Annotated in this window: 18 protein-coding genes; 10 read left to right on the top strand and 8 right to left on the bottom strand. The window is 34.8% G+C overall.

The features are described from left to right. Window positions 1–13: 13 nt before the first annotated feature. Window positions 14–514 carry a phosphoribosyltransferase family protein gene (locus EMTOL_RS01695; protein ID WP_015027534.1) on the bottom strand — a complete coding sequence of 167 codons (501 nt, stop codon included), beginning with the start codon at window positions 512–514 and terminating at the stop codon, window positions 14–16. Window positions 515–698: 184 nt separating this feature from the next. Between EMTOL_RS01695 and EMTOL_RS01690 the strand changes: the two genes are divergently transcribed. The 3 genes from EMTOL_RS01690 (at window position 699) to EMTOL_RS01680 (ending at window position 2,701) form a co-directional block, all read left to right on the top strand. After that, the gene (locus EMTOL_RS01690; RefSeq protein WP_015027533.1) at window positions 699–1,166 is read left to right on the top strand and encodes a DUF4783 domain-containing protein; all 468 of its coding nucleotides are present in this window, start codon (window positions 699–701) and stop codon (window positions 1,164–1,166) included. Window positions 1,167–1,354: 188 nt separating this feature from the next. After that, window positions 1,355–1,846: a YcxB family protein gene (locus EMTOL_RS01685; RefSeq protein ID WP_015027532.1), complete on the top strand. Its 492-nt coding sequence runs from the start codon at window positions 1,355–1,357 to the stop codon at window positions 1,844–1,846. A 150-nt stretch (window positions 1,847–1,996) separates the two neighbouring features. After that, the gene (locus tag EMTOL_RS01680; RefSeq protein ID WP_015027531.1) at window positions 1,997–2,701 is read left to right on the top strand and encodes a hypothetical protein; all 705 of its coding nucleotides are present in this window, start codon (window positions 1,997–1,999) and stop codon (window positions 2,699–2,701) included. 93 nt (window positions 2,702–2,794) lie between these two features. On the opposite strand, the gene EMTOL_RS01675 is transcribed toward EMTOL_RS01680, so the two are convergent. From EMTOL_RS01675 to EMTOL_RS22310, 3 genes are all read right to left on the bottom strand, one after another. Then, entirely contained in the window at window positions 2,795–5,431 is a 2,637-nt protein-coding gene (locus tag EMTOL_RS01675; protein ID WP_015027530.1) for a T9SS type A sorting domain-containing protein, read from the bottom strand. A gap of 88 nt (window positions 5,432–5,519) precedes the next feature. Then, entirely contained in the window at window positions 5,520–6,629 is a 1,110-nt protein-coding gene (locus tag EMTOL_RS01670; RefSeq protein ID WP_015027529.1) for a tetratricopeptide repeat protein, read from the bottom strand. 102 nt (window positions 6,630–6,731) lie between these two features. Then, window positions 6,732–7,349, bottom strand: coding sequence for a collagen-like protein (locus EMTOL_RS22310; RefSeq protein ID WP_015027528.1), 618 nt, complete (start codon window positions 7,347–7,349; stop codon window positions 6,732–6,734). 212 nt (window positions 7,350–7,561) lie between these two features. On the opposite strand from EMTOL_RS22310, the gene EMTOL_RS01660 reads away from it, so the two are divergent. Beyond that, window positions 7,562–8,029, top strand: coding sequence for a pyrophosphohydrolase domain-containing protein (locus tag EMTOL_RS01660; RefSeq protein WP_015027527.1), 468 nt, complete (start codon window positions 7,562–7,564; stop codon window positions 8,027–8,029). Window positions 8,030–8,035: 6 nt separating this feature from the next. Further along, complete coding sequence (gene pepT / locus EMTOL_RS01655) at window positions 8,036–9,283, top strand: peptidase T (protein ID WP_015027526.1); 1,248 nt, start codon at window positions 8,036–8,038, stop codon at window positions 9,281–9,283. A gap of 139 nt (window positions 9,284–9,422) precedes the next feature. On the opposite strand, the gene EMTOL_RS01650 is transcribed toward pepT, so the two are convergent. Beyond that, window positions 9,423–10,382, bottom strand: a complete 960-nt coding sequence (locus EMTOL_RS01650) for an alpha/beta fold hydrolase (protein ID WP_305953154.1) — start codon at window positions 10,380–10,382, stop codon at window positions 9,423–9,425. 125 nt (window positions 10,383–10,507) lie between these two features. Between EMTOL_RS01650 and EMTOL_RS01645 the strand changes: the two genes are divergently transcribed. Beyond that, entirely contained in the window at window positions 10,508–12,169 is a 1,662-nt protein-coding gene (locus EMTOL_RS01645) for an AMP-binding protein (protein ID WP_015027524.1), read from the top strand. Between the two features lie 86 nt (window positions 12,170–12,255). Here the strand turns inward: EMTOL_RS01645 and EMTOL_RS01640 are convergent, their stop codons facing one another. Next, complete coding sequence (locus tag EMTOL_RS01640; protein WP_015027523.1) at window positions 12,256–14,409, bottom strand: S9 family peptidase; 2,154 nt, start codon at window positions 14,407–14,409, stop codon at window positions 12,256–12,258. Between the two features lie 318 nt (window positions 14,410–14,727). Further along, entirely contained in the window at window positions 14,728–17,301 is a 2,574-nt protein-coding gene (locus EMTOL_RS01635) for a TonB-dependent receptor (RefSeq protein ID WP_015027522.1), read from the bottom strand. A gap of 88 nt (window positions 17,302–17,389) precedes the next feature. On the opposite strand from EMTOL_RS01635, the gene EMTOL_RS01630 reads away from it, so the two are divergent. Further along, window positions 17,390–18,133, top strand: coding sequence for a sulfite exporter TauE/SafE family protein (locus EMTOL_RS01630; protein WP_015027521.1), 744 nt, complete (start codon window positions 17,390–17,392; stop codon window positions 18,131–18,133). Between the two features lie 19 nt (window positions 18,134–18,152). Here the strand turns inward: EMTOL_RS01630 and EMTOL_RS01625 are convergent, their stop codons facing one another. Then, window positions 18,153–18,521, bottom strand: coding sequence for a winged helix-turn-helix domain-containing protein (locus tag EMTOL_RS01625; protein ID WP_015027520.1), 369 nt, complete (start codon window positions 18,519–18,521; stop codon window positions 18,153–18,155). 163 nt (window positions 18,522–18,684) lie between these two features. Between EMTOL_RS01625 and EMTOL_RS01620 the strand changes: the two genes are divergently transcribed. The 3 genes from EMTOL_RS01620 to EMTOL_RS01610 all read left to right on the top strand — a co-directional run bounded on the left by EMTOL_RS01620 (window position 18,685) and on the right by EMTOL_RS01610 (window position 21,034). Continuing rightward, entirely contained in the window at window positions 18,685–19,194 is a 510-nt protein-coding gene (locus EMTOL_RS01620; protein ID WP_015027519.1) for a hypothetical protein, read from the top strand. 201 nt (window positions 19,195–19,395) lie between these two features. Continuing rightward, a complete protein-coding gene (locus EMTOL_RS01615; protein ID WP_015027518.1) occupies window positions 19,396–20,271 on the top strand; it encodes a DUF1684 domain-containing protein in 876 nt (291 codons plus the stop codon). 10 nt (window positions 20,272–20,281) lie between these two features. Continuing rightward, window positions 20,282–21,034: a DUF2490 domain-containing protein gene (locus EMTOL_RS01610; RefSeq protein ID WP_015027517.1), complete on the top strand. Its 753-nt coding sequence runs from the start codon at window positions 20,282–20,284 to the stop codon at window positions 21,032–21,034. The last annotated feature ends 243 nt before the right edge of the window (window positions 21,035–21,277 follow it).

Genomic DNA, 21,277 nt, shown 5'->3' with positions numbered 1-21,277 from the left:
AACAAAAATTGTTTTAAAATAAATAAACACCGGTTTTTTCTTCTTCACTCAAAATTACCTGAATATGCTCATTAAGGGTTGTTGAAAGTGAATATCCCACGTAATCGGCCGATATCGGGAAATTCGGGTGGTTTCTATCAACCATCACTGCAACTTGAAGTTTTTTTATCGGAATGCTTAGAAATGGGCGTAAGCTAAAAGCAAGTGTTTTACCTGTATTTAATACATCATCACATAAAACGATATTTTTATTACGAAAAGTATCTACCTGACTTTCAATAGTTATTTCGGGTTGTTCTGTGGCATGTTTTTCGAAAGAAACTTTAGCGATGTATGTATCAATATTCGAGATTTGTTTTAATTCATTTACTAACATTTCAGCAAAAGCGTAGCCTTCACCGTTAATTCCGGCAATAATTATCGACGACTCTTCAAAGTTTTGCTCATAAATCTGATAGGCAATTCGACGAATTTTTTGAAGTGTCTGCGTTTTGTTTAATAATTGATTCGACATAATATAGAAATAACGACTAATATGGTACGGTGTTTGTTCACTACCGTATGATTTAAATAATTCAATAATTAGATTATCAAAAGTATTGAAAATAACTCAAGTCAGAAATTTATAAATGTTTCTAAATGATACCATTCGATAAGTTTTTGGCATAGTTTGTGCAAATGACTTTTGAATAATAATAATGAACAAAGATACTCAAAACTTAATGATTATGAAGTCTATGAAATACTTTATATCGGTTATCATTCTTATCTTTTTTACAAGTGCCACACTTTCTAAAGAAGGGATTAAGGCACATGCAAGATTAGATAACGAATTAGCAGATAGAATAAGGATGTCATTTAGAGCAGGAAATTCACGAATGTTAGCCAGTTGTCTAAACCAACAAGTTGAGTTGGTTATAGACTCAGAAAAGATAGATTTTCAGAAGATTTCCGCACAGCAGGCAGAGCAGATCTTTAAATCATTTTTTCAAAAAAATCCACCGTTGACATTTCAATATGAATACCAAGGAGCATCAAATGCCCACCTTCGTTATAGTGTCGGAACTTATCGTAGTCGTAATAAAGATTTCTTGGTTTATATTTTAGTTCGTAAGGCTGAGGCGAATAAATACTTGATTGATACAATTCAATTTAGAGAAGGATGATAAAATTTTGACTATTTTTTGAATATTCTGATAACAAAATAATGCATAGGCTCTGTAATTATCAGAGCCTTTTTCTATTTTTGTGAATTATTTCTGAGTACTGAAAAATTATTAACAAAAACGCAGAGCAGGTATTGAAAAGTAAAGCTTAAAACTCAACTAAGCGAAATACTTAATGAAAAAAAAAGATGATAGTAAAAACTAAAAAATTTGCATTAGACCCAAAAGATTACGTGAGCATTTCTTTTAAACGCCACATGAAAACTGGATGGAAATGGTTGTTGATTCCAGTAGCAGTTTTGGTTTTAGGATTAATTCTACATTTTACGGGTACATACAAAAACTGGTGGATCCCAGTTCTATCTGTAGTCGGTGGTGGTTTATACGTTTTATTCTGGTATGCTCAATTTTATGCAGCTTCTCAAATGGAACAAAATAAACAAATGTTTGAAAAGTTTATGTATGAAATTGATAGTCGCCAGATTTTGGTAAAAATTAATCAAAAAGAAGGTGGAATCATGAAATGGGAGAGCATCCAAACGGCCGAACGCACGCCAGATTCATTTTTACTGATTATTGGAAAAGGACAATTTTTACGTTTCCCCTTCTCGGTATTTAATAGTGAACATGATTTAAAATTATTTGAATCAATATTAAAACGCAAAGAACTATTGGCATAATTTTCTTCTATCCGAACCGCCCAGTAAAATTTTCAACAAATATGGAATTTTACAGATAATTATTCCTAACTTAGTATATATTACTAAATTTGTTTTGTCAGGAATAAATATAAACGCATTCTACCCAAAGGTGTGTATGTGGGGCTTTTTATGAAGAAACTTTGGCTATTAGTGTACTTCTCCGTTGTACCAGTTGCTATTTGGGGCGACTGCTACGATGAAATTATTTTCCTAAAAAAAATAGGGGGACTGGAAGTGCTTGTGAATTTACTTCTGTTATTTTATTATTTAGATTACAAAAAGCTTAAATTTATTCAGATAGATTGGTATTTAATTGAAGCTTTGCTATTTACAATTGCTGCTGGGTTACTTATTTTAGAGTTTAAAGATATAGAGATATTGATGTTAATCAATACGATTGGTTTTTATCTAACTCAGTTTATGTTTATAAGTGTTTTTAGGTCTGAAGGAAGTATTTTACCAGCAGTTTCAGTTGTATTTAAAGAATGGAAGATGATAATGATGTCTATTCTGTTTATTGTAGGGTTTGTTTTTGTACTTATAAAATTTATTCCCAATAGTCTTCTAGTTATTAGCTTTGTTTATTCAACCCAAATGATGATACTTTTTTGGATGGCTTATTTTCGGCCAGTTTCTTTTAGAGTGTTTGTCATGGGATTTTTAGGTACCTTTTTCTTAATAGTCGCCAATCTTTGGTTGACGATCAATCTACTTTTTCATCAATTTTTCTGTGCTTTGGGTGTATGGGCCATACTTTATGGTTGTTCACAGTTTCTTATCGTTGAAAGTGTGCTTGTTAAGCGAAACAAAACCATTTACTTTAATCAATTGTAGCAAATTATAGGGGGCTGCGTACAGTTTACGCATTCATTAACTTGGCCGCAATTTTAGTGATGATTACGAAAAAATGTTCACATATAAATACAATTAATTAATTGCAATCCTTATAGTTTTACTCAAACTTCCTGAATTAAGTTTTACGAAATAGATACCCGAATTTAGATTATTAATGTTGAAGTATTTGCTGAATTTCAGTGCTTTAGGTTGTAGTTGTTCTTGGTAGCGAACTCTGCCCATGATATCAATAATTTGTATTGATTCAATATTATTGTAGTTTGCTTTTATTGTAAATTTCCCATCATTGGGTACCGGGTAGATACTTACATCCATGCCATAAAAGTCGTCGGCCTGTGGTGATTTTTCATATACCAAATCAGTTGACCAAATACCTCGACCAAAAGTGGCTGCAAATAGTTTTTTTGTATTATTATTAATTTCTAGTTCGTGAATAATTACATTTGGAAGGTTGGCCATCAGTGGTTTCCATTCTTTTGTTCCTTCAACTAAATAATATACACCTACATCCATACCTACATATAAGATGTCGGTATCTTCTTCTGACTGGTAAACGATTGTATTAGCTGGAAGATTAGGTAAATTATAAGTTATATTTTCCCAATTTTTGCCGCCATCATTTGAGTAATACACCTTTTTCCCATCTTCGAAGTTGCTAAGGGTCGCCCAAACTCTTTCAGGGAAATTATTATCAACTGCCAAGTAGGTCACGTAAGATTCTTTAAAGATATTATTTGTGATATTTTCCCAAAATTCACCATTATTGGTTGTTCGCCAAAGCTCTGCCGATTGTTTTAAAATTGGAGTTGCTTTTTTTGCTATATATATAATTTCAGGATTGTTTTTAGGCACAGCTAAAGCTGTGGAAACTTGAGGGAAGCGAGTAGGACTATATATTTTGAAATTCGAGATTGTATTTATTCTATTTCTTTCTTGGCCAATCTCTAGTTTATGTACATTTCCACCTGCAATGATTACTTGATTTGATTTATTATTGATGACAAAAGGAGTTGTCCATTCGCCTGCATCATTATTTGTAGCGGGAGGAAAGATATTTGTTCGAAGTTTATTAGCATCATTTAGATTAAAAAATGAGATATAACCATATTGTGATGAGCCATAAACATAGTTTTGGGTAAATGCACCTTCCATTCCATCTCCTTCAAATTCATTGGTCCATTCCTTGTTATTTTTAAATAAGAACATATTGTTATCTTGTGCACCTGTAATGATTTTTGAGCCATCTTCAGATAAACCAAGTCGATAGCACGAAGTGGCATTAATACCTTTCGCTATAAATTTCCATGATAAATTTACGGTCGTATTGGCGATAATTTCTTTGGTTGTGTAAACTCCACCATCATTGCAGAGATAAATGGTATTATTGAGTGGGTTGTAGTTGAGGGCATGTTGGTCTGGATGTACCGTAGAATAACCTGTTGCTTGCCTCCAAGAATTTCCTCCATCATTGGTTTCGTTTAAAATAAGCCCCCCAACATATACGGTTTGTGGCTTGGTAGGATGCACCATAATGCAAAGGTCGTAAAAGCCTTGACCACCTGCTGTGGTGTAGGAAGTAGATAATAAATTACCTCTGAATGAAGATTTTTGCCAAGTTTCTCCAAAATCAGCACTTCGATAAAAACCTTCAAATCCATTATTTACATCGCAACTCACTGCATAAATAAGATTTGGACTTGTTGGAGAAATGGCAACTTCGATTCTCTGTACACTCGTCTTACCAATACCCGTTGGAAGCAAACGCCATGTATTTCCAGCATCCTCTGATTTCCATATACCTGCTTCACCTTGTTTGATAGACCCTACAAAAACAGCAGTAGCAAATAAAATTTTGCTATTATTTGGGTGCTGAACTAAAGAAGATGACATTTTATCTAATACCTTGTTAGACCACGTGTCACCACCATCGAATGATTTGAAGATTCCCTTTGTACCTACTACGATTACTTCTTTCGAATTACTAGGGTTTACCCAAATTGTGCGAGTAATAGAATTAATAGCTTCCGAAAGTTGATTTTTTAGCCCTGTTTGTTGCCAACTATTCCCGCCATTTGTACTTTTCCAAACACCAACGCCGTAGTAGGTATTTCTTTTTCTATCGGCAGTATAAAGGTCATAGCCAATATATGCGAAATCGGCTAAAGAAATATATATAATTTCAGGATTATTAGGGTCAATTGTTATGGCACTGACCCTCAATATAGGCAGATTATCGCCTAGCGGAGTATATGATTCTCCTCCATTCGTTGTTTTCCAAATGCCTCCTTGTCCGAATCCGATATAAAAAGTCGAACTATCGGTTGGATGAAAGGCAATACAGTTGACTCGTCCAATGCCAAATAAGTCTGACCTACCATAAGGACCTGCGGGAACCCATGAAGAAGCTTTTTTTCTAGAATTTTGATAACTAGCCCTTATATTTTCGATTTCTCGATTATTTTTTAGTAAGACATCACTAGTAGGCATATTTCCCGAAGTATCTATTCTACGGAGTAGTTCATGTTCGTAGCGAGCCATCCATTTCCATCCTTTAGTTCCTTTGGGTTGCTCACTCAGCCAGTTTCTGAATTTTTCTTCATGTTGAAATAAGTTCTGAGATTCACTTAAACTTGGTAAAGTTTCTGGAAAAGTCTGTGCGATGCCTGAGAAAGTAAAAAGTAATAGTAATACGGTAAAAACTCGTTTCATTGAGAAAAGATTTAAGTCATCATTTGTTAAGGGTTGTTGGTTATTGAGGTGGATTCGAATGGAATAATTTAAAAATACAATTTTTGCTTTACTTTAAAAAATTATTGGCTTCTAAGCTTGTTGATTTATACTCTGCGTACTCTAAGCATTTTTTATAAAGTTCTTCTGCCTTAGCTTTGTTTCCTGCCCTAATAGAAATCCGAGCTAAACCTGCGTAAGCCATGGCATAGTAATCGTTTGTATAACGTTCATTAGGTTTCATTTTTAGTACATTGCTATAAAGTTCACTGGCAATTTTATCGTTTTTTTTGTATTTTTCATAAACTAATCCTTCAAAAAGAGTTCCAGCCAATAAATATACATTATCGTTAGTACGCTTAAGATGTTGTATAAGTTGCGTTGCTTCATCTATCTTTCCATTCATTACTAAGCTCTCGGTATGACGCATCGTATAGATTAAATTATTAGGATATTTTTCGTGTAGCCATGTTGAGTAATGCAAGGCTTTCGTGTAAGCCATTTCATATTTTAAGTATATATTGGTCAGATAATACGCTGATTCAATTCTCGAAAATACTGATTTCAGAACAGCTTGTTCAAGTTGTGAAATTCCTAGCTTTTTGTTACCATTTTCAAAAAAAAGCATGACAGGTTTGACAATAGGATGGGTTTCAGGATATTGAATTCGATAAAAATTGTATAGCCCTGAAGTAAACAAAAACTCGGGATTTTTATCAATTAATTGTTTACTGTCTTTAAAATAGCTATATGCCTTACGGGCTTCGTTGGCGGCTTTTACCTGCTCTTTATTATAATTTAAAACCAAGGCTACGTATCCGTGCGATGCGAATAGAAAAAATACAGCCTCTGCTTTTTTTGAAGGGTCTTGCAATAACATTTCGGCCGATAATTGACATTTTTCAAGTAAGGCAAGATACTGAGCTAATGCTTTGGGATTTTGCTCGATTGGCAAATTTTGCCATTGTAGTTGAAGGGCACTCAATAATGGTGTGACTGGGTGCTTGGGGTATTTTATTTTTACTTGATGAAAATTAAAATCGGCTTCTTTAAATTCGTAGTTATAAAGTTTGTCTAAGCCTTTGATAATTAGTTGCTTAGATTCATTATCGGTGAGGAGTTGTGAAAAAGAAGCTGCGGAATAGAACCAAAACACAAAAATCAAAAAAAGTTGTTTCATGAAAGACTGAATGTTATTTTTTAGATAACGAAATATTATGCAAAAAAGCCTCCCAAATGGAAGGCTTTTTTTCTTCGTAACTTAAACTATATAGTTAGCGAATTAATACTTGTGTTCTTGTAAGTAACTCATTACAGCATCACGGCTTCTTAGATTAACACCTTCAGCTTGCATCGCTTGGCCTACTGTTTTCTCTATTGTTACATAAGAGAAAGTTAGGTCTGTTTGTGGAGCATAAGCTTTAATTCCACCAATTGCAGCTGTTTGTGAACTGTAATAGAATGTAACTTTACCAGTTTCATAACCAAAGTTTACCTGCTCAGTTGCACCGTCAGTTTCTTTGATAATTACACGTGGTAGTGCTACGAATTGAGTACCTACTTTTACGAAGGCTACTACAAACATCGTTGCTTTTACATTAGGGTCAGTTACTGTGTAAGCTCCTGTTTTGCCAGTTGCTCCAGTTCCAATACCAGCAGCATCAACAGTTTTCCAATCGGCAACTTTTACTGTTACTTCAGTACCTTTTACATTAGCGTTACCATCTTTACCGTTAGTACCATTTGTACCATTAGTTCCGTTAGTGCCATTAGTACCACTTGCACCAGTAGGACCTTGTGGACCAGCAGGACCTTGTGGACCTTGGTCTCCTCTACAAGACCATAAAGTAACAGATAATGCTAAAGATACTACTGATAAAACTCTATAAAATTTGTTCATGATTTGATGGGTTTTGATTTTTTGGCTTCAGTTACGTAGCAATATTATTGAAATTTGTTCAACTTTGCAAATGCTAATATCGCTTTATTTATTTTACGGCAAAAATTTTTAACCGAAAAAAATCAATAAAAATTTAGTATCATTGGTTTTATTTTGAATTTCAAATAAAAGCCCATTTATATCATTCTTATTATCAGCTTATTTTATAATTTATGCAAAGTTTAGATTGCCTTAATCAAGTTGCCGAATTTCATCGAACATTCAAGCACCCTATTTTAGATACTCCTCAGATTCCTTCGCCACAACGTTGTGAGCTACGTGTTTCATTGATTGCCGAAGAATTAAAAGAACTTCAACAAGCTATTGAAGATAAAAATATTGTAGAAGTGGCCGATGCCTTGGCCGACATTCAATATGTATTGGCTGGTGCTATTTTAGAGTTTGGATTAGGGGAAAAGTTTCGAACTATTTTTGATGAAGTACAACGTTCAAACATGAGTAAAGCATGTGATACCCTTGAAGAAGCAGAAGCTACAATGAAGCATTATGCTGAAAAAGGAACGGAATCCTACTATAAAGAAATTGAAGGTAAATTTTTAGTGTATAGAAAAGGCGACGATAAAACGCTGAAGAATATTAATTATTCGCCCGCCAATCTTATGTCGATTGTAAACGCTTGAAAATTTATGGGAAAAAATCATAAAAGTAGCGTTAGCACTCGATTTTTGAAGTATGTACAAATTGATACTCAATCTGACCCAAATTCGAGTGCTAATCCATCAACTGAAAAACAAAAAGATTTAAGCCGATTATTGGTACAAGAACTTTTAGATTTAGGTATTTCGGATGCTCATTTAGATGAATGGGGCTATGTGTATGCCACGATTCCGAGCAATTCAGAAAAGAAAGTTCCTACCATTTGTTTTTGTTCGCATGTTGATACATCGCCCGATTGCAGTGGGGCAGGTGTGAAGCCAATCATTCATGCCAATTGGGGTGGAAAAGATATTGTTTTACCCGATGATACAACTCAGGTTTTGAAGGTTGAAGAACATCCTGACTTGAAAGAACAAATAGGTAATGATATTATTACGGCGAGTGGAACAACTTTATTGGGTGCTGATAATAAAGCAGGTATAGCTGAAATAATGGCAGCTGCAGAAATTCTCATGCAAAGTCCAGAAATTAAGCATGGCATTATCAAGATTTTATTCACTCCCGATGAAGAAGTGGGTAGAGGAACAGAAAAAGTTAATTTAGAAAAGTTAGCCGCAGATTTTGCCTATACAATGGATGGTGAGAGTCTTGGTACACTTGAAGATGAAACTTTTTCGGCTGATGGAGTCAGCTTGACCATCAAGGGGGTGAGTACTCACCCGGGTTTTGCTAAAGGGAAACTTGAAAATGCAATGAAAATTGCAGGTGATATTTTGGCCGCTTTGCCTAAGGATACGCTTTCGCCCGAAACAACCGAAGCTATGGAAGGGTTTATTCATCCAACCCAAATTTCGGGAATCCAAGAGGCTGTCAAACTAGATTTCATTATTAGAGATTTTACTGTTGAGGGCTTGCATGAAAAAGAAACTTATTTGCAAAATATTGTCAATAGTGTTCTGAAAAATTATCCAAATTCAACGGTTGATTTTAAAGTAATTGAACAATATCGAAATATGAAAGAGGTTTTGCTTAATTACCCACAAGTAGCTGATTATGCCATGGAAGCCATCGAAAAAGCAGGCTTGAAGGCCCAAAAACGAAGTATTAGGGGAGGAACAGATGGCTCAAGGCTCTCCTTTATGGGTTTACCGTGTCCGAATATCTTTGCAGGTGAACATGCTTTTCACTCAAAATTAGAATGGGTGTCGGTGCAAGATATGGAAAAAGCTACTGAAGTAATTGTAAATTTGGTGCAGATTTGGGAACAACGCTCATAAATTCTAAAATTTCTTTTAGGTTAATTTGGGGCATATTTTTCTTTGATTTAATAATATCTTGTTGTAGAGACAAGGCATGCTTTGTCTCTACGTTTTGAAAAATCCTCAATTTATTTACAATAATAAATGTCAACAAATCTCATTTTTTTAGGAATTCCTTCACAACTGCCACCGTTTTTTCTGCATCTTCTTCCATTGGTGTATGACCTGAATTTTTGAATACCACTAAGGTATCATTCGGTAAATCTGCATGAAATTTTTGTGCAACATCAAGTGGAATTAAGAAATCTTTATCACCCCAAATGATGAGTGTGGGCATACTTAAGCCTTTTATCTTTCCAGAATTATCGGCACTGATACCTTTATTCCTAAATTCTGACATTCGATCAATAAATGCTTCTCGGTTTCCTTTTCTGAGTGATAAATCATAATAACGGTCAATTAATTCTTCACTTACTTTTGATTTATCAGCATAGACATTTTCTACACTTTTTTGAACAATTGAGCGTGGAGTGATGTATTTAAAAAGATTCTTTACAACAGGCCAACCAGCTAATTGAAACGCAACAGGCACTGACTTTGATTTAGTAGGGTAGCCCCCCGCATCGACCAAAATCATTTTGGTAACTTTTTCGGGAAATTGTACGGCAAAGTTCCAGGTGATTGAGCCTCCGAGCGAATTTCCAGCCATAATGCAGCGATTTACACCAATTTTACTCAGAAAATCGTTCATAAAAGAAGAATAGAATGCTTGTGAGTAATCTTTGTTGGGGTTTGGGCCTGTTAGACCATAAGCAGGTAAATCAAGCCTGATTACTCTATGTTCTTTTTTTAGGGCATTTACCCAACCTTCCCACGTATGAAGACTGGCACCTGTACCGTGTATTAGTATAATTGGAGTTGAATCATTCCGAATCCCTTCATCTCGGTAGTGTACATTCATACCATCTATTTCAACAAATTTAGACTCAGTATTTGCGTATTTTTGTTTGAGTGTTTCGAGAGGAATATCATTTTTCCAAAAGATTGTTGAAGTAATCAAAATGAGCCCGATTATTAGCAGGATAAAGTATTTGAGTGTTTTAAATATGTTGTTCATTGTATTTGAGTTGAGTCCAAATTTAGTCATTTTTCAGAAAACGCCTAACAGATTTTTTAATACTTTTCTTGATAATGTTAAAGAATATCTGTATTTTGTGCAATCTTAACCTGTTAACATACTTTATGATTATTTCACCTGACAAAACGCTATTAGAATGTTTCTATCATTGGGAAGCAACGACTCCCGATAATATTTATTTGCGTCAGCCTTTCGGAGACAACTTTGTTGATTTTACATGGAAAGAGGCAGGACGACAAGCTAGAAGTTTGGCGGCTTATTTGAAATCTTTGAATTTGCCAGCCAAAAGTAGCATTGGTTTAGTCTCGAAAAACTGTGCAGAATGGTTAATTGCAGATTTTGCCATTATGATGGCGGGACACATTTCAGTGCCTTTTTATGCAACATTGACTGATTCACAAATTAATCAAGTACTTACTCATAGTGGTTGCGAAGTTCTTTTTGTTGGAAAACTCGACGATTGGGCTGGCATGAAAAGTGGTATTCCTTCGCATGTCAAATGTATTTCATTTCCAACGTATAATCCTGATGCCTCACATGTGCAATGGAATGATATTTTAGCAAATTATGCTCCCATTACCGAAAATTATATTCCTTCAGTTAATGATATTTTTACAATAATCTATACCTCAGGTACTACTGGAAATCCAAAGGGAGTAATGCTTAATTATGGAGCAATGGCCAGTGTAATTTATTATGCAAGAGATATTGCAAGGCTTGATGTTCAAAATGCTCGTTTCTTTTCTTATTTGCCGCTTTGCCACATTGCCGAGCGAAATATTATTGAAGCTGCTGCCGTAACAATGGGAGCAACCATCTATTTTGCTGAAACACTAGATAGTTTTGCCAAAAATTTAGCCTCGGCACAACCTACACACTTTTTGGCTGTCCCAAGGATTTGGACAAAGTTTCAGTTGGGAATTCTTGGCAAAATGCCCGAAAATAAGCTAAATACTTTACTAAAGATTCCAATTATTAGTAGTCTTGTGAAGAAAAAGATTCAGAAAGGACTTGGTCTGCATAAAGCTGAAATTATTCTTACAGGTGCGGCTCCAATGCCTGCAAGTTTAATTAAATGGTTTAGGCGTTTAGGTATAATTATACAAGAAGCCTATGGAATGACTGAAAATGTTGGGGCTGTTTGTATGATGCCGCGTGATAATATCAAAGATGGCAGTGTTGGTAAGATTTATCCAGGGATGGAAGTGAGAATTGCCGAAGGTACTGGTGAGATTCTAACACGCTCTAGTTGGAACATGAATGGCTATTACAAAGAACCCGAACTTACTGCCGAAACCATTGATGCAGAAGGCTGGATTCATACAGGTGATGTTGGAGAATTAGATGAAGATAATTACTTGAAAATTACAGGACGTGTAAAAGAAATGTATAAAACCTCAAAAGGTGAATATATAGCTCCTGCCCAAATTGAGTTTGGTTTCGCCGATAATAATTTTATCGAGCAAATTTGTGTAGTAGGTAATAATCTGCCGCAACCCATAGGTTTGATTGTTTTATCTGATTTAGGTAAAGCAACTGATAAACAGGTAGTTAGAGAAAGTTTAGAAGTGACCTTGAAAGAGTTGAACCCTAAATTGAAAAACTATGAACGTGTACAGCGATTAGTTGTTTTGCGAGAACCTTGGACGGTTGAGAATAACAAAATGACGCCTACTTTGAAAATCAAGCGAAATGTAATTGAAAAAGAATACGCTACAAAAGTAGAGACTTGGTATAGCAAATCGGATGCAGTGGTTTGGGAGTAACCACCTGTGAAGTTCTGAATTCTGAGTTTAGAGTTCTGAGTTGCGAGCAGTAAAAAAACTCAGAACTCAGAACTCTCAATTCAAAACTATTTAAGCAATCCCTCTGGAATTGGTTTTTCTAACAAATGCTTGTAGATAAATTGAGTTTTTAAATTATCAAAATGTACGCCTTTGTTGCCTCCCCAACCGTGTCTGCCATTCGGGTAAAGCATAAATTCAAAGTTTTTCTTCTCATCTTGTAATTTACTAATTAATTGAATGCTGTTTTGCATGTGTACGTTATCATCCATCGTACCATGTACAATTTGTAAAACACCTTTCAACTTACTCGTGTGTGTCAATACACTCGCTGATTTATAACCTTCAGGATTTTCGGCTGGCGTATCCATGTATCTTTCGGTATAAGCACTATCGTACAAGCTCCAATCAACTACACTACCACCGGCCATGCCGTGGGTAAATACATCACTACCATACGTGAGAGCATAACAACTCATATATCCACCATAGCTAAAACCAGTGATGCAAATTTTTGTTGGGTCAGCTATTCCTTTATCTATCAATGATTTAACCATTGTCTTGTAGTCTTTCATTTCCCAATAACCTAAATTACGGTGCATATAAGCTACGCCTTCTTTTCCAAAATGTCCACTAGCACGGTGGTCAAGTGCCACTTGAATGATACCTTCTTTAGCATACCATTGTTGTCTGGCCGACCACGTCCATTGGTCATAAACTGTTCCAGCGTCAGGGCCACCATAAATACTAACCAACACAGGATATTTTTTACCTGCTACCATATTCATCGGGTAAGTGATAGTCATTGGCAAATCATATATACCATCTTCACTTTTTACTCGAATAAGTTCAGTTTTAGCTAAATTATAATTTTCCATTTCAGCACCCTTAATGCTTCCAAGTTCAGATATTTTATTCCCCATATTATCAACAATAGCCATGCTGGTTGGCGTATTTATATTTGAATAAGTGGTAATGAAATACTTATAATTGGGAGAAGCAATGATATTACGGTTGTTAAATGCACCAAAAGTGAGTCTTTTCAAGCCTTTTCCATCAAAACCAACTCTGTAAAGGTCGAAGCGGGCCGTACTTTCAATACCACGAGCATAGAAATAAACCACACGATTCTTTTGGTCGATTCCTTCTACATTTTTTACCGTATATTTTCCTTCAGTGATATTATTAATGAATTTACCGTTAATGTCATACAAATAAAGTTGTTTCCAGCCTGTTTTATCGCTGATAATCATCATTTCCTTACCACCATCCATAATGGTTAGGCGTTCATCTGCTTCGTCAATGCCAATCCATGATTTTTGTGTTTCATTGTACAACTCTTTTTTGCTGCCATCTTTTGGTGAAACATTATAAAGTTTCAAGTTATCATTCCCACGGTTAATCCATTGAAGCATTAAACCACTTCCATCTGGCAACCATTGTGGCCAACCAAAATATTGCTCATTTTTATCATTGAAATCAGCCCAAACTGTTTTTCCCCCTTCTGGAGATACAAAACCAACTTTTGCTTCTGGATTTGGGTCGCCACTTTTTGGGTAGCGTGTTTCTTCAATAAAGCCGTGTTGTCCTTCGCTACTATAAAGTGGGAACATCATGGTTTTTGATTCATCAAAACGCATGTAAGCAATTTTCTTGCTATCAGGGCTCCACCAAAAAGCACGGAAACGAGTAGGGCGACCAAAGATTTCTTCCCAATAAACCCATGTTGCATAACCATTTAAGGTAGTTTTTGTGCCATCGGTTGTGAGTTGGGTTTCTTTTTTGTTTTTGAAATTATAGGTGTAAAGATTGTTTTCTTTGGTATAGGCGATATAGCTACTATCTGGTGAAAACATTGCGTTTTTCTCTTCAGCAGCATCATTGGTTAACTGAGTTTCAGTATCTCCACTTTTTAAGAATAAATTATTGTTTTTGCTAAGAATGGTTTTTACGGGCTTTGCTTTCGGACGTAGAATTTCTTCGCTAGCTTCGGTCATCTTTCCACTTTTAACTTCCAATACCATTGATTTAGCTTCAGCATCAGGAGTGGCTTTTTGAGAGATTAACACTCGCTCATCGTCAATCCATCTTTGAATGATAGGTAATGTTTGGATAAAGTTTTTGGGAGTTTTTCCAGTCATTAATTCTTTTTCGTCAAAATCTTTCTTTTGAGCAAAAACGGCACTACTCGTTAGGCAGAGAAGTAATAGAGTTTTTTTCATGTTTAATAGTTTGAAGATTATTTTTTGCGTAAAAATAGTGATAGATATGACGAAATCGCTTAAAAATGAAGTTAAATTTATTTTTTGAGGTAAAATAAAATGGAATTGTAAAGATATTGTCACAAATTTTTAAACCGCAGATAGTACAGATTTACAAACGCTAATTTTCGCAGATTTTATTGAATTTTCGGCGAAAATCAGCGTTTTTTAAGAAATTAGCGTTATCTGCGTGCTATTATTTCTAAAGGAAGTGATGTCCGTGGGTGTTGTATAAAAATATGGTTTCAAAAATGGGTAACCATTTTTATTTTCTGTAATTCAATTTCTTCCCAAATCCGCAGTAATAGTCAGGTAGTAAAACGCTCCAACCGTTGGAGCTGCGATAAAGCTTACGTAAGGTCGATTGAATATATTCGTTCCTGCTAACTTAAACTGTAAACCTTTTTTTCGCATATAATAGGTGAATTGGGCATCTACATTATGTATTTCAGGTACCTGTCCAGTTGCTAAGGCAGATTGCCACAAGAAACTTTCTTGATATTTATAATTAATACCAAATCCTAAATTTTTTGTTAATCGGGCATTTCCTAAACCTATGTTTAAAATCCAACGTGGCGTATTAAAGGCTTCTTCAAAACCATCATTATTGGCTACGCTCTGCAATTTTGCAAAAGAAACATTGGTGGTAAATGTGAAGGTTCGATAAAAATTATAACTTAGATTGATGCCCCCGCCGTAATTATGCACAATTGTTTTTGAATTTGTCCAAAGTCGATATCTAGCTTGCTTATTACGGTCGTACATATAAAATGCTAACGAATCGGGGTTGGAACCAAGCGGTACATTGGCTTCAACTTGTGCCATGAAATTTCTGTAAACATTGTAATAGAAATCAGCATCAATGAACAGTTTCTTCCCGATTGGATAACCTTTGTAACCAATTTCAAAGCTATTTACATATTCAGGTTTCAAATATGTATAATCGTTTTTGCGGAGTAAACCCTTGTTTTTGCTAATGGCCTCATTCTGACTCAACTTATTTACATTGATATCTTGGTTGACCGCCGCCGTGAAATCATCAATAGTTTTGCGTAAATATGAATTCTCAAAAATTCCTTGTGACATAATCGGTAAGCCTCCCACTCGTTTCACACCACCACTATTTATATTCGAAAAAGCTTCAAACAAACTCGGGAAACGATAGCCATTTTGATAAGAAATCCTCAAATGATTATTTTCATTGAGCGAATAAATAGCTGAGCCACGAGGATTTAATCGAAGATTGAAATATTGGTTTTTATCGGCACGAAGTGTTAAAACGACTTTTATTTTTTCATTAAGAAATGTTTTGCTACTCTGAATAAAACCACCCCCTTTCCAGTAATTTAAGTTTTTATCGTTGTCTTTGGGGTTGATGAAATAATTGCCATCAGGCACAACAAAATAGTTACGGTAATCAAAGCCTGCTAATAGCCCCCAACCTTTGTTTTGTAAATTAGGAGCGAGTTTCGAACTTAAATCACTCAAACCTTCAGTATGGAACATATACGATTTTACCCGCAATGCTGCACCTATATCCCAATTATTAATGTCGCCTAATTTTTCAATTAATTGGTTAAATGCTGGCGTATTTGGTTGGGGTCGGCCATTATCGGCTTGCTTTCTGGCTAAGTTTAGTGCTTCAATGACTGTTTTACCTTGTTTAGTTTGACTATTAAATTCATTGGTAAAATCAGTAAACCAAGTATTATCTGATTTGAAAGTTCGGTCGATATTTTCTGCCATCGAACGAATATTATATGATTTTCCAGTATTTTCAGTAGTTAAGTAGGCTTTAAGCTGTGAATTAGGCCCTTGATAAGTAAGAGCTTGCTGAGAAAGTTGATAATTATTCAGCCGAAAACGATTGGTTCGTTGATAAACATTATCTAGTTGAGAAAATTTAAAATTATAAACCAGCTCGTGTTGAGGTTTGAACCTGTAATTCAAAGAAATATCAGCTTTTAAATTATTGATTGAATAATCTGTCACTTCTTCTTCAAGATATCCAGTACGAGCAACTACGTATCTTTTACCACCCAATGTAAGCGTACGTCTATTAGAAGATTCATTGCCATAAGAACTCACATAATCTGCACCGGGATTATCTTTTCCCAAAAGTCCAACCGAAGTATTGGCCGATGGATTCAAATCGAGGGTTGAATTTGCTATCCAATCATAGCCTTTTTGGTAGCTAAAGTTTGTTTTAAATGCTAGTTTTTCATTGAATTTGTATGCAAAACGTAGATTAGTTTCAGAAAACAACTGAAGTTTGATGCTGTTTTCATTGATATGATTAACTCCTGTTTTTTGCTGGAAGCTAAAGCCTGTTGATTCGAAAGGATTGAGTGTGAGTAAATTTACAAGTCCATTCAATGAATTCATGCCATACAGTGCCGATGCCACTCCGGGAATCACTTCTACTTGTCTAATATCAAGGTCAGTAGGACCCATGGCTGCCGCAATTGGCGAACCGATGTGTGGAGCTTGGTTGTCAATACCATCAACTAATTGTACGAAACGAACATTGGTGGTATTTGTAAATCCACGAGCATTATAGACTTTAAAACCTAAACTAGGAGTAATGAGCTGAATACCCTTCAGGTTTTCGATGGCATCAAAATAACTCGTGGCTGCACTTTGTTGGATTTGTTTGAGTGTAAGTAATTCAATGCTCGAAGCTGATTTTAAATACTTTTCACGAATTCTTGAGGCGGAAACTACAACCTCTTCTAATACCTGCGATTTTAAAGTATCAGCTTCTTGAGCTACTACAATTTCAGTAGGAATAAATAAAATCGTAATATAAATAAAAATATAACGATTGGCATGAAAACTTAATATTCGCTTCATCAATGAATATTTTTTGATTATTGAATGTAAATGGGAAGTATTCGCTATATTTGTAAATATATAACGCTTTTTCGAATTTCAAAAACCTATGACTTCTTCAATTTTACTTTTACTTTTACTTTTTTTATTAGGTATAGTAGCTTTTTTATATTCATCGGTTGGGCATGGTGGGGCAAGTGGATACTTGGCCATTATGGCAATTATGGGTGTGGCACCTGCCATGATGAAATCGTCGGCCCTAGTCATGAATTTAGCTGTGTCTTTATTTTCATTCATAGGTTTTTATCGTGCAGGTCATTTTCGATTTAGATTATTTTGGCCATTTGCTTTGGCTAGTATTCCAATGGCATTTGTGGGCGGAACCATGACACTTTCAGATTCTATATATAAGAAAATTCTTGCGGTTTGTATTCTATTTTCTATCGTAAGGTTGATTTATAAATTCGGTACAGAAAATGAAACGAACAAACCGATTCCACTTTGGGCTGGCTTACTTTCAGGTGGCTTAATTGGTTTATTATCAGGGATGATTGGTATTGGAGGAGGGATAATTCTTAGTCCATTGATGTTACTAATGCGTTGGTCTAATATCAAGGAAACAGCTGCCGTTTCAGCACTTTTTATTTTCGTGAATTCATTGTCAGGTCTTTATGGGCAGCTTCAAAAAGGAGGTATTAATTTACCCGAAAATATGCAATGGGCAGTATTAGCAACTATTATAGGGGGCTTAATTGGTTCTTATTTTGGAAGTCAGAAATTTAATACGCCAACCCTCAAAAAGCTCTTAGCAATAGGTTTAACAATTGCTTGTTTAAAACTTCTTTTTACATAGAAGTCTAATTTTTTTAATATTAAGTATTCAAAAAAGCATCAAGATGTTTCTCAAAAGATTGTTGAAATTCTTCATGTAATTTCCTGAAGGCTACAATTAATTGTTTGCCCTCTTCGGTTACGACCGTTCCTCCACCTTTTTCACCGCCAGTTTGCGTAGTGACAATGGGCTTTTGGGTATGCTGGTTCATAGAATTGACTAAATCCCAAGCTTTTTTGTATGACATTCCCATTTGCTTAGCTGCTTGACTTATCGAACCTGTTTCGATGATATTTTCAAGTAATTCGAGTCGGCCAGGCCCAAGAAAACGATCATCTTCACTTTCAATTCTGAGCATTCCTGTAACCCTAAATTTCTTGTCAGTTTTTAATAAATCTCTGATTGGCATTGCGAAAAAACAAATATTCGGTGTAAAGATAAATAACTACTTCTAAAAAAGCCTAATTAAGGCTAAAATGACCTAATTTCTCAGTTTAAAATATGATATTTGTCATTTCTATATCAAATCCTAAATAATAGTTTTGGTCACACTATTCTAAACTGCTTACAATATGACTAGTTTTCGCTCTCGTCCTAAATTTAAAATTACTTCCGAAAAGAAAGTTTCTGAAATTATTCAATTATTAACCGATAGTCTTGATGCTACTAAGCTGCCCATAGAAGGAAAGGTTTTTAGTACACACGGGTTATTAAGGATAAAACCAGAAGAACAGCATTATTGGTCACCACAACTGAGTATTTCATTCGAAGAAACGGAAGACCACAAAACTATTATCAGAGGTATGTATGGCCCTCATCCGAGTGTATGGGCAATATTTTTAATGGGTTATGTATTTTTCGGATTAGGTATATTTTTTCTAACAATGATAGGTTTAGTTCGAATGAGCCTCAAACTTGATGCTTCCATTTTATGGCTTGTTCCCGTTTTTGTAATCGGAGCAATTGTTGAATGGTTTATGGCCCAAACTGGTCAAAAAGTAGGAGCGGAGCAAACTTTCATGATTCATCACTTCTTTGAAGATGCCCTTAATGATCATATTCACATCAGTAAAATCAGATAAAAAGTACTAATAATTGTACTATATAGATAATAAATTTACTTTTTCGAGTGAATTTATTATTTTTTTAAAAATAATAATCTATATATTTGATAGAGTAAATATAGAATCATATTTTTGTCCTATGATTGATAACTTAATAGTAAAAGTTTAATTATTTTCAATAATTTTAGATTATGTTTCAGCACTTCAAACTTCATTAAAATGAAATATTTATACTACTCATTAGCACTATTTATATTAAGCTCGTTTATTACCCCAAATGATGATGCCGATTACGAAAAAGAGATAAAAGAATGGCACAAAAATAGAATAGAAAGCCTGAAGAAAGAAAATGGTTGGCTAAACTTAGCAGGACTATTTTGGTTAGAGGAGGGAAGAAACTCATTTGGAGCTGATATTGAAAATAAAATTATATTTCCTACGGGGAAAAGCGGTAATTTTTTAGGTGAGTTTATTTTGTCGAATGGAGAAGTATTTATCGAGGCAAAAAAAGGGGCTGAGATTTATCATGAAAACGAAAAAGTAGAAAAGTTGAAAATTTTTCCTAGTGAAAAACCAATTCTTTTGAAACATCACACACTTCGTTGGTTTGTTATAAAAAGAGGGAATAAATACGCCATCCGATTGCGAGATTTGGATAGCCCATTTTTGAAAGAATTTCATGGAATCGAGACTTTCCAGATTGATAAAAAATGGAAACTTAAAGCAAAATTTGAACCGACAGTTGGTAAAAAAATAGCGATTTTGGATGTAACTGGACAAACATCGCAGCAGGATTCGCCGGGAAAACTAATTTTTACAGTTGCAGGTAAGGAATATGCATTAGATGCACTTGCCGAAGGTGATGAACTGTTTATCATTTTTGGAGATATCACTAATAAAAAAGAAACCTACGGAGCTGGCCGATTTGTTTATGCCGCAAAACCTGACGCTGATGGTTTCACTTCGCTCGATTTCAATAAAGCGTACAATCCTCCTTGTGCATTTACGCCTTATGCCACTTGCCCATTGCCACCTAAACAAAATCTATTGCCTATTGCTATTAGTGCAGGAGAAAAAAATTATGGAAATCACTAATTGATAAGTTATGAAATATAGATTTTTATTCATCCTTTCTTGCATTTGTACCTCTATTTTTGGACAAACTACTCGTTTGGTTCAAGATGAAGAGCAACTTTGGCTTGGATATTTCAATCAATCTAGAATCAGTAATAAATGGGGAATTTGGTTCGATGCTCATTACCGAACGACTGACCACTTTATTAAAGAACCTTCAAAATTCTTGAGTAGATTGGGCTTAATGTATTACATCAATGATGATTTGAAATTTACTAATGCCTATAATTATGCCAATCATTTTCCTGAAGAGGGGCATGCCAATATTTCTCAGCCCGAGCATAGAATTTGGCATCAACTTCAGTTACATACAAAATATGGCAAGCTTCGAACAATGCAGTGGCTTCGGTTGGAAGAACGCTTTAGACGAAAAATAAAAAATGATAATGAATTGGCTGAAGGCTATCGTTTTGATGAACGAATTCGGTATAATTTTTTACTAAACATTCCATTGAGTAGTAAAGGTATTGCTCCTAAAACATTTTCAGCCGTTTTGAATAATGAAGTGATGCTAAATCTCTCGAAAAATAATGTCTATAATGTTTTTGACCAAAATCGTTTTTTTGCAGGTTTGGCATATAATATTGATTCTCACTCAAATTTTCAGTTTGGCTATATGAATGTTTATCAGCAATTAGCATCTGGAAATCGATTTAGAAATATTAATAGCATTAGGCTTTTCTTTTTTCAGAATCTTGATTTTAGAAAAAAAGCTAAGAAATAGCATTCGTAATGAGTCTTTTTTAAGGTTGAGTTTATTCTCATTAAGAATGATTTCATGTGCTTTGATAATAATTGACTCATTGTTTTTTTATTTTAGTATATAAAATCTATATATTTAATATGAAATTAAATTTTCTGAAAAACTACCTAAACTAAATACTGAATTGGGTTAAATCGAAAGATTTTCCCTTTTCAAATGGTCGTGAGCCATGATGGTTGGCGAAGAGTCTGCAAAACTCTTGCA

This window comes from Emticicia oligotrophica DSM 17448, from assembly GCF_000263195.1.
Classification (GTDB): Bacteria; Bacteroidota; Bacteroidia; order Cytophagales; family Spirosomataceae; genus Emticicia; species Emticicia oligotrophica.
This window is presented reverse-complemented; position numbering and strand designations above follow the sequence as displayed.

Coding starts and splice junctions, on each gene's coding strand:
- EMTOL_RS01695 (WP_015027534.1), bottom strand. CDS start 514: ATGTCGAATCAATTATTAAACAAAACGCAGACACTTCAAAAAATTCGT.
- EMTOL_RS01690 (WP_015027533.1), top strand. CDS start 699: ATGAACAAAGATACTCAAAACTTAATGATTATGAAGTCTATGAAATAC.
- EMTOL_RS01685 (WP_015027532.1), top strand. CDS start 1,355: ATGATAGTAAAAACTAAAAAATTTGCATTAGACCCAAAAGATTACGTG.
- EMTOL_RS01680 (WP_015027531.1), top strand. CDS start 1,997: ATGAAGAAACTTTGGCTATTAGTGTACTTCTCCGTTGTACCAGTTGCT.
- EMTOL_RS01675 (WP_015027530.1), bottom strand. CDS start 5,431: ATGAAACGAGTTTTTACCGTATTACTATTACTTTTTACTTTCTCAGGC.
- EMTOL_RS01670 (WP_015027529.1), bottom strand. CDS start 6,629: ATGAAACAACTTTTTTTGATTTTTGTGTTTTGGTTCTATTCCGCAGCT.
- EMTOL_RS22310 (WP_015027528.1), bottom strand. CDS start 7,349: ATGAACAAATTTTATAGAGTTTTATCAGTAGTATCTTTAGCATTATCT.
- EMTOL_RS01660 (WP_015027527.1), top strand. CDS start 7,562: ATGCAAAGTTTAGATTGCCTTAATCAAGTTGCCGAATTTCATCGAACA.
- pepT (WP_015027526.1), top strand. CDS start 8,036: ATGGGAAAAAATCATAAAAGTAGCGTTAGCACTCGATTTTTGAAGTAT.
- EMTOL_RS01650 (WP_305953154.1), bottom strand. CDS start 10,382: ATGAACAACATATTTAAAACACTCAAATACTTTATCCTGCTAATAATC.
- EMTOL_RS01645 (WP_015027524.1), top strand. CDS start 10,508: ATGATTATTTCACCTGACAAAACGCTATTAGAATGTTTCTATCATTGG.
- EMTOL_RS01640 (WP_015027523.1), bottom strand. CDS start 14,409: ATGAAAAAAACTCTATTACTTCTCTGCCTAACGAGTAGTGCCGTTTTT.
- EMTOL_RS01635 (WP_015027522.1), bottom strand. CDS start 17,301: ATGAAGCGAATATTAAGTTTTCATGCCAATCGTTATATTTTTATTTAT.
- EMTOL_RS01630 (WP_015027521.1), top strand. CDS start 17,390: ATGACTTCTTCAATTTTACTTTTACTTTTACTTTTTTTATTAGGTATA.
- EMTOL_RS01625 (WP_015027520.1), bottom strand. CDS start 18,521: ATGCCAATCAGAGATTTATTAAAAACTGACAAGAAATTTAGGGTTACA.
- EMTOL_RS01620 (WP_015027519.1), top strand. CDS start 18,685: ATGACTAGTTTTCGCTCTCGTCCTAAATTTAAAATTACTTCCGAAAAG.
- EMTOL_RS01615 (WP_015027518.1), top strand. CDS start 19,396: ATGAAATATTTATACTACTCATTAGCACTATTTATATTAAGCTCGTTT.
- EMTOL_RS01610 (WP_015027517.1), top strand. CDS start 20,282: ATGAAATATAGATTTTTATTCATCCTTTCTTGCATTTGTACCTCTATT.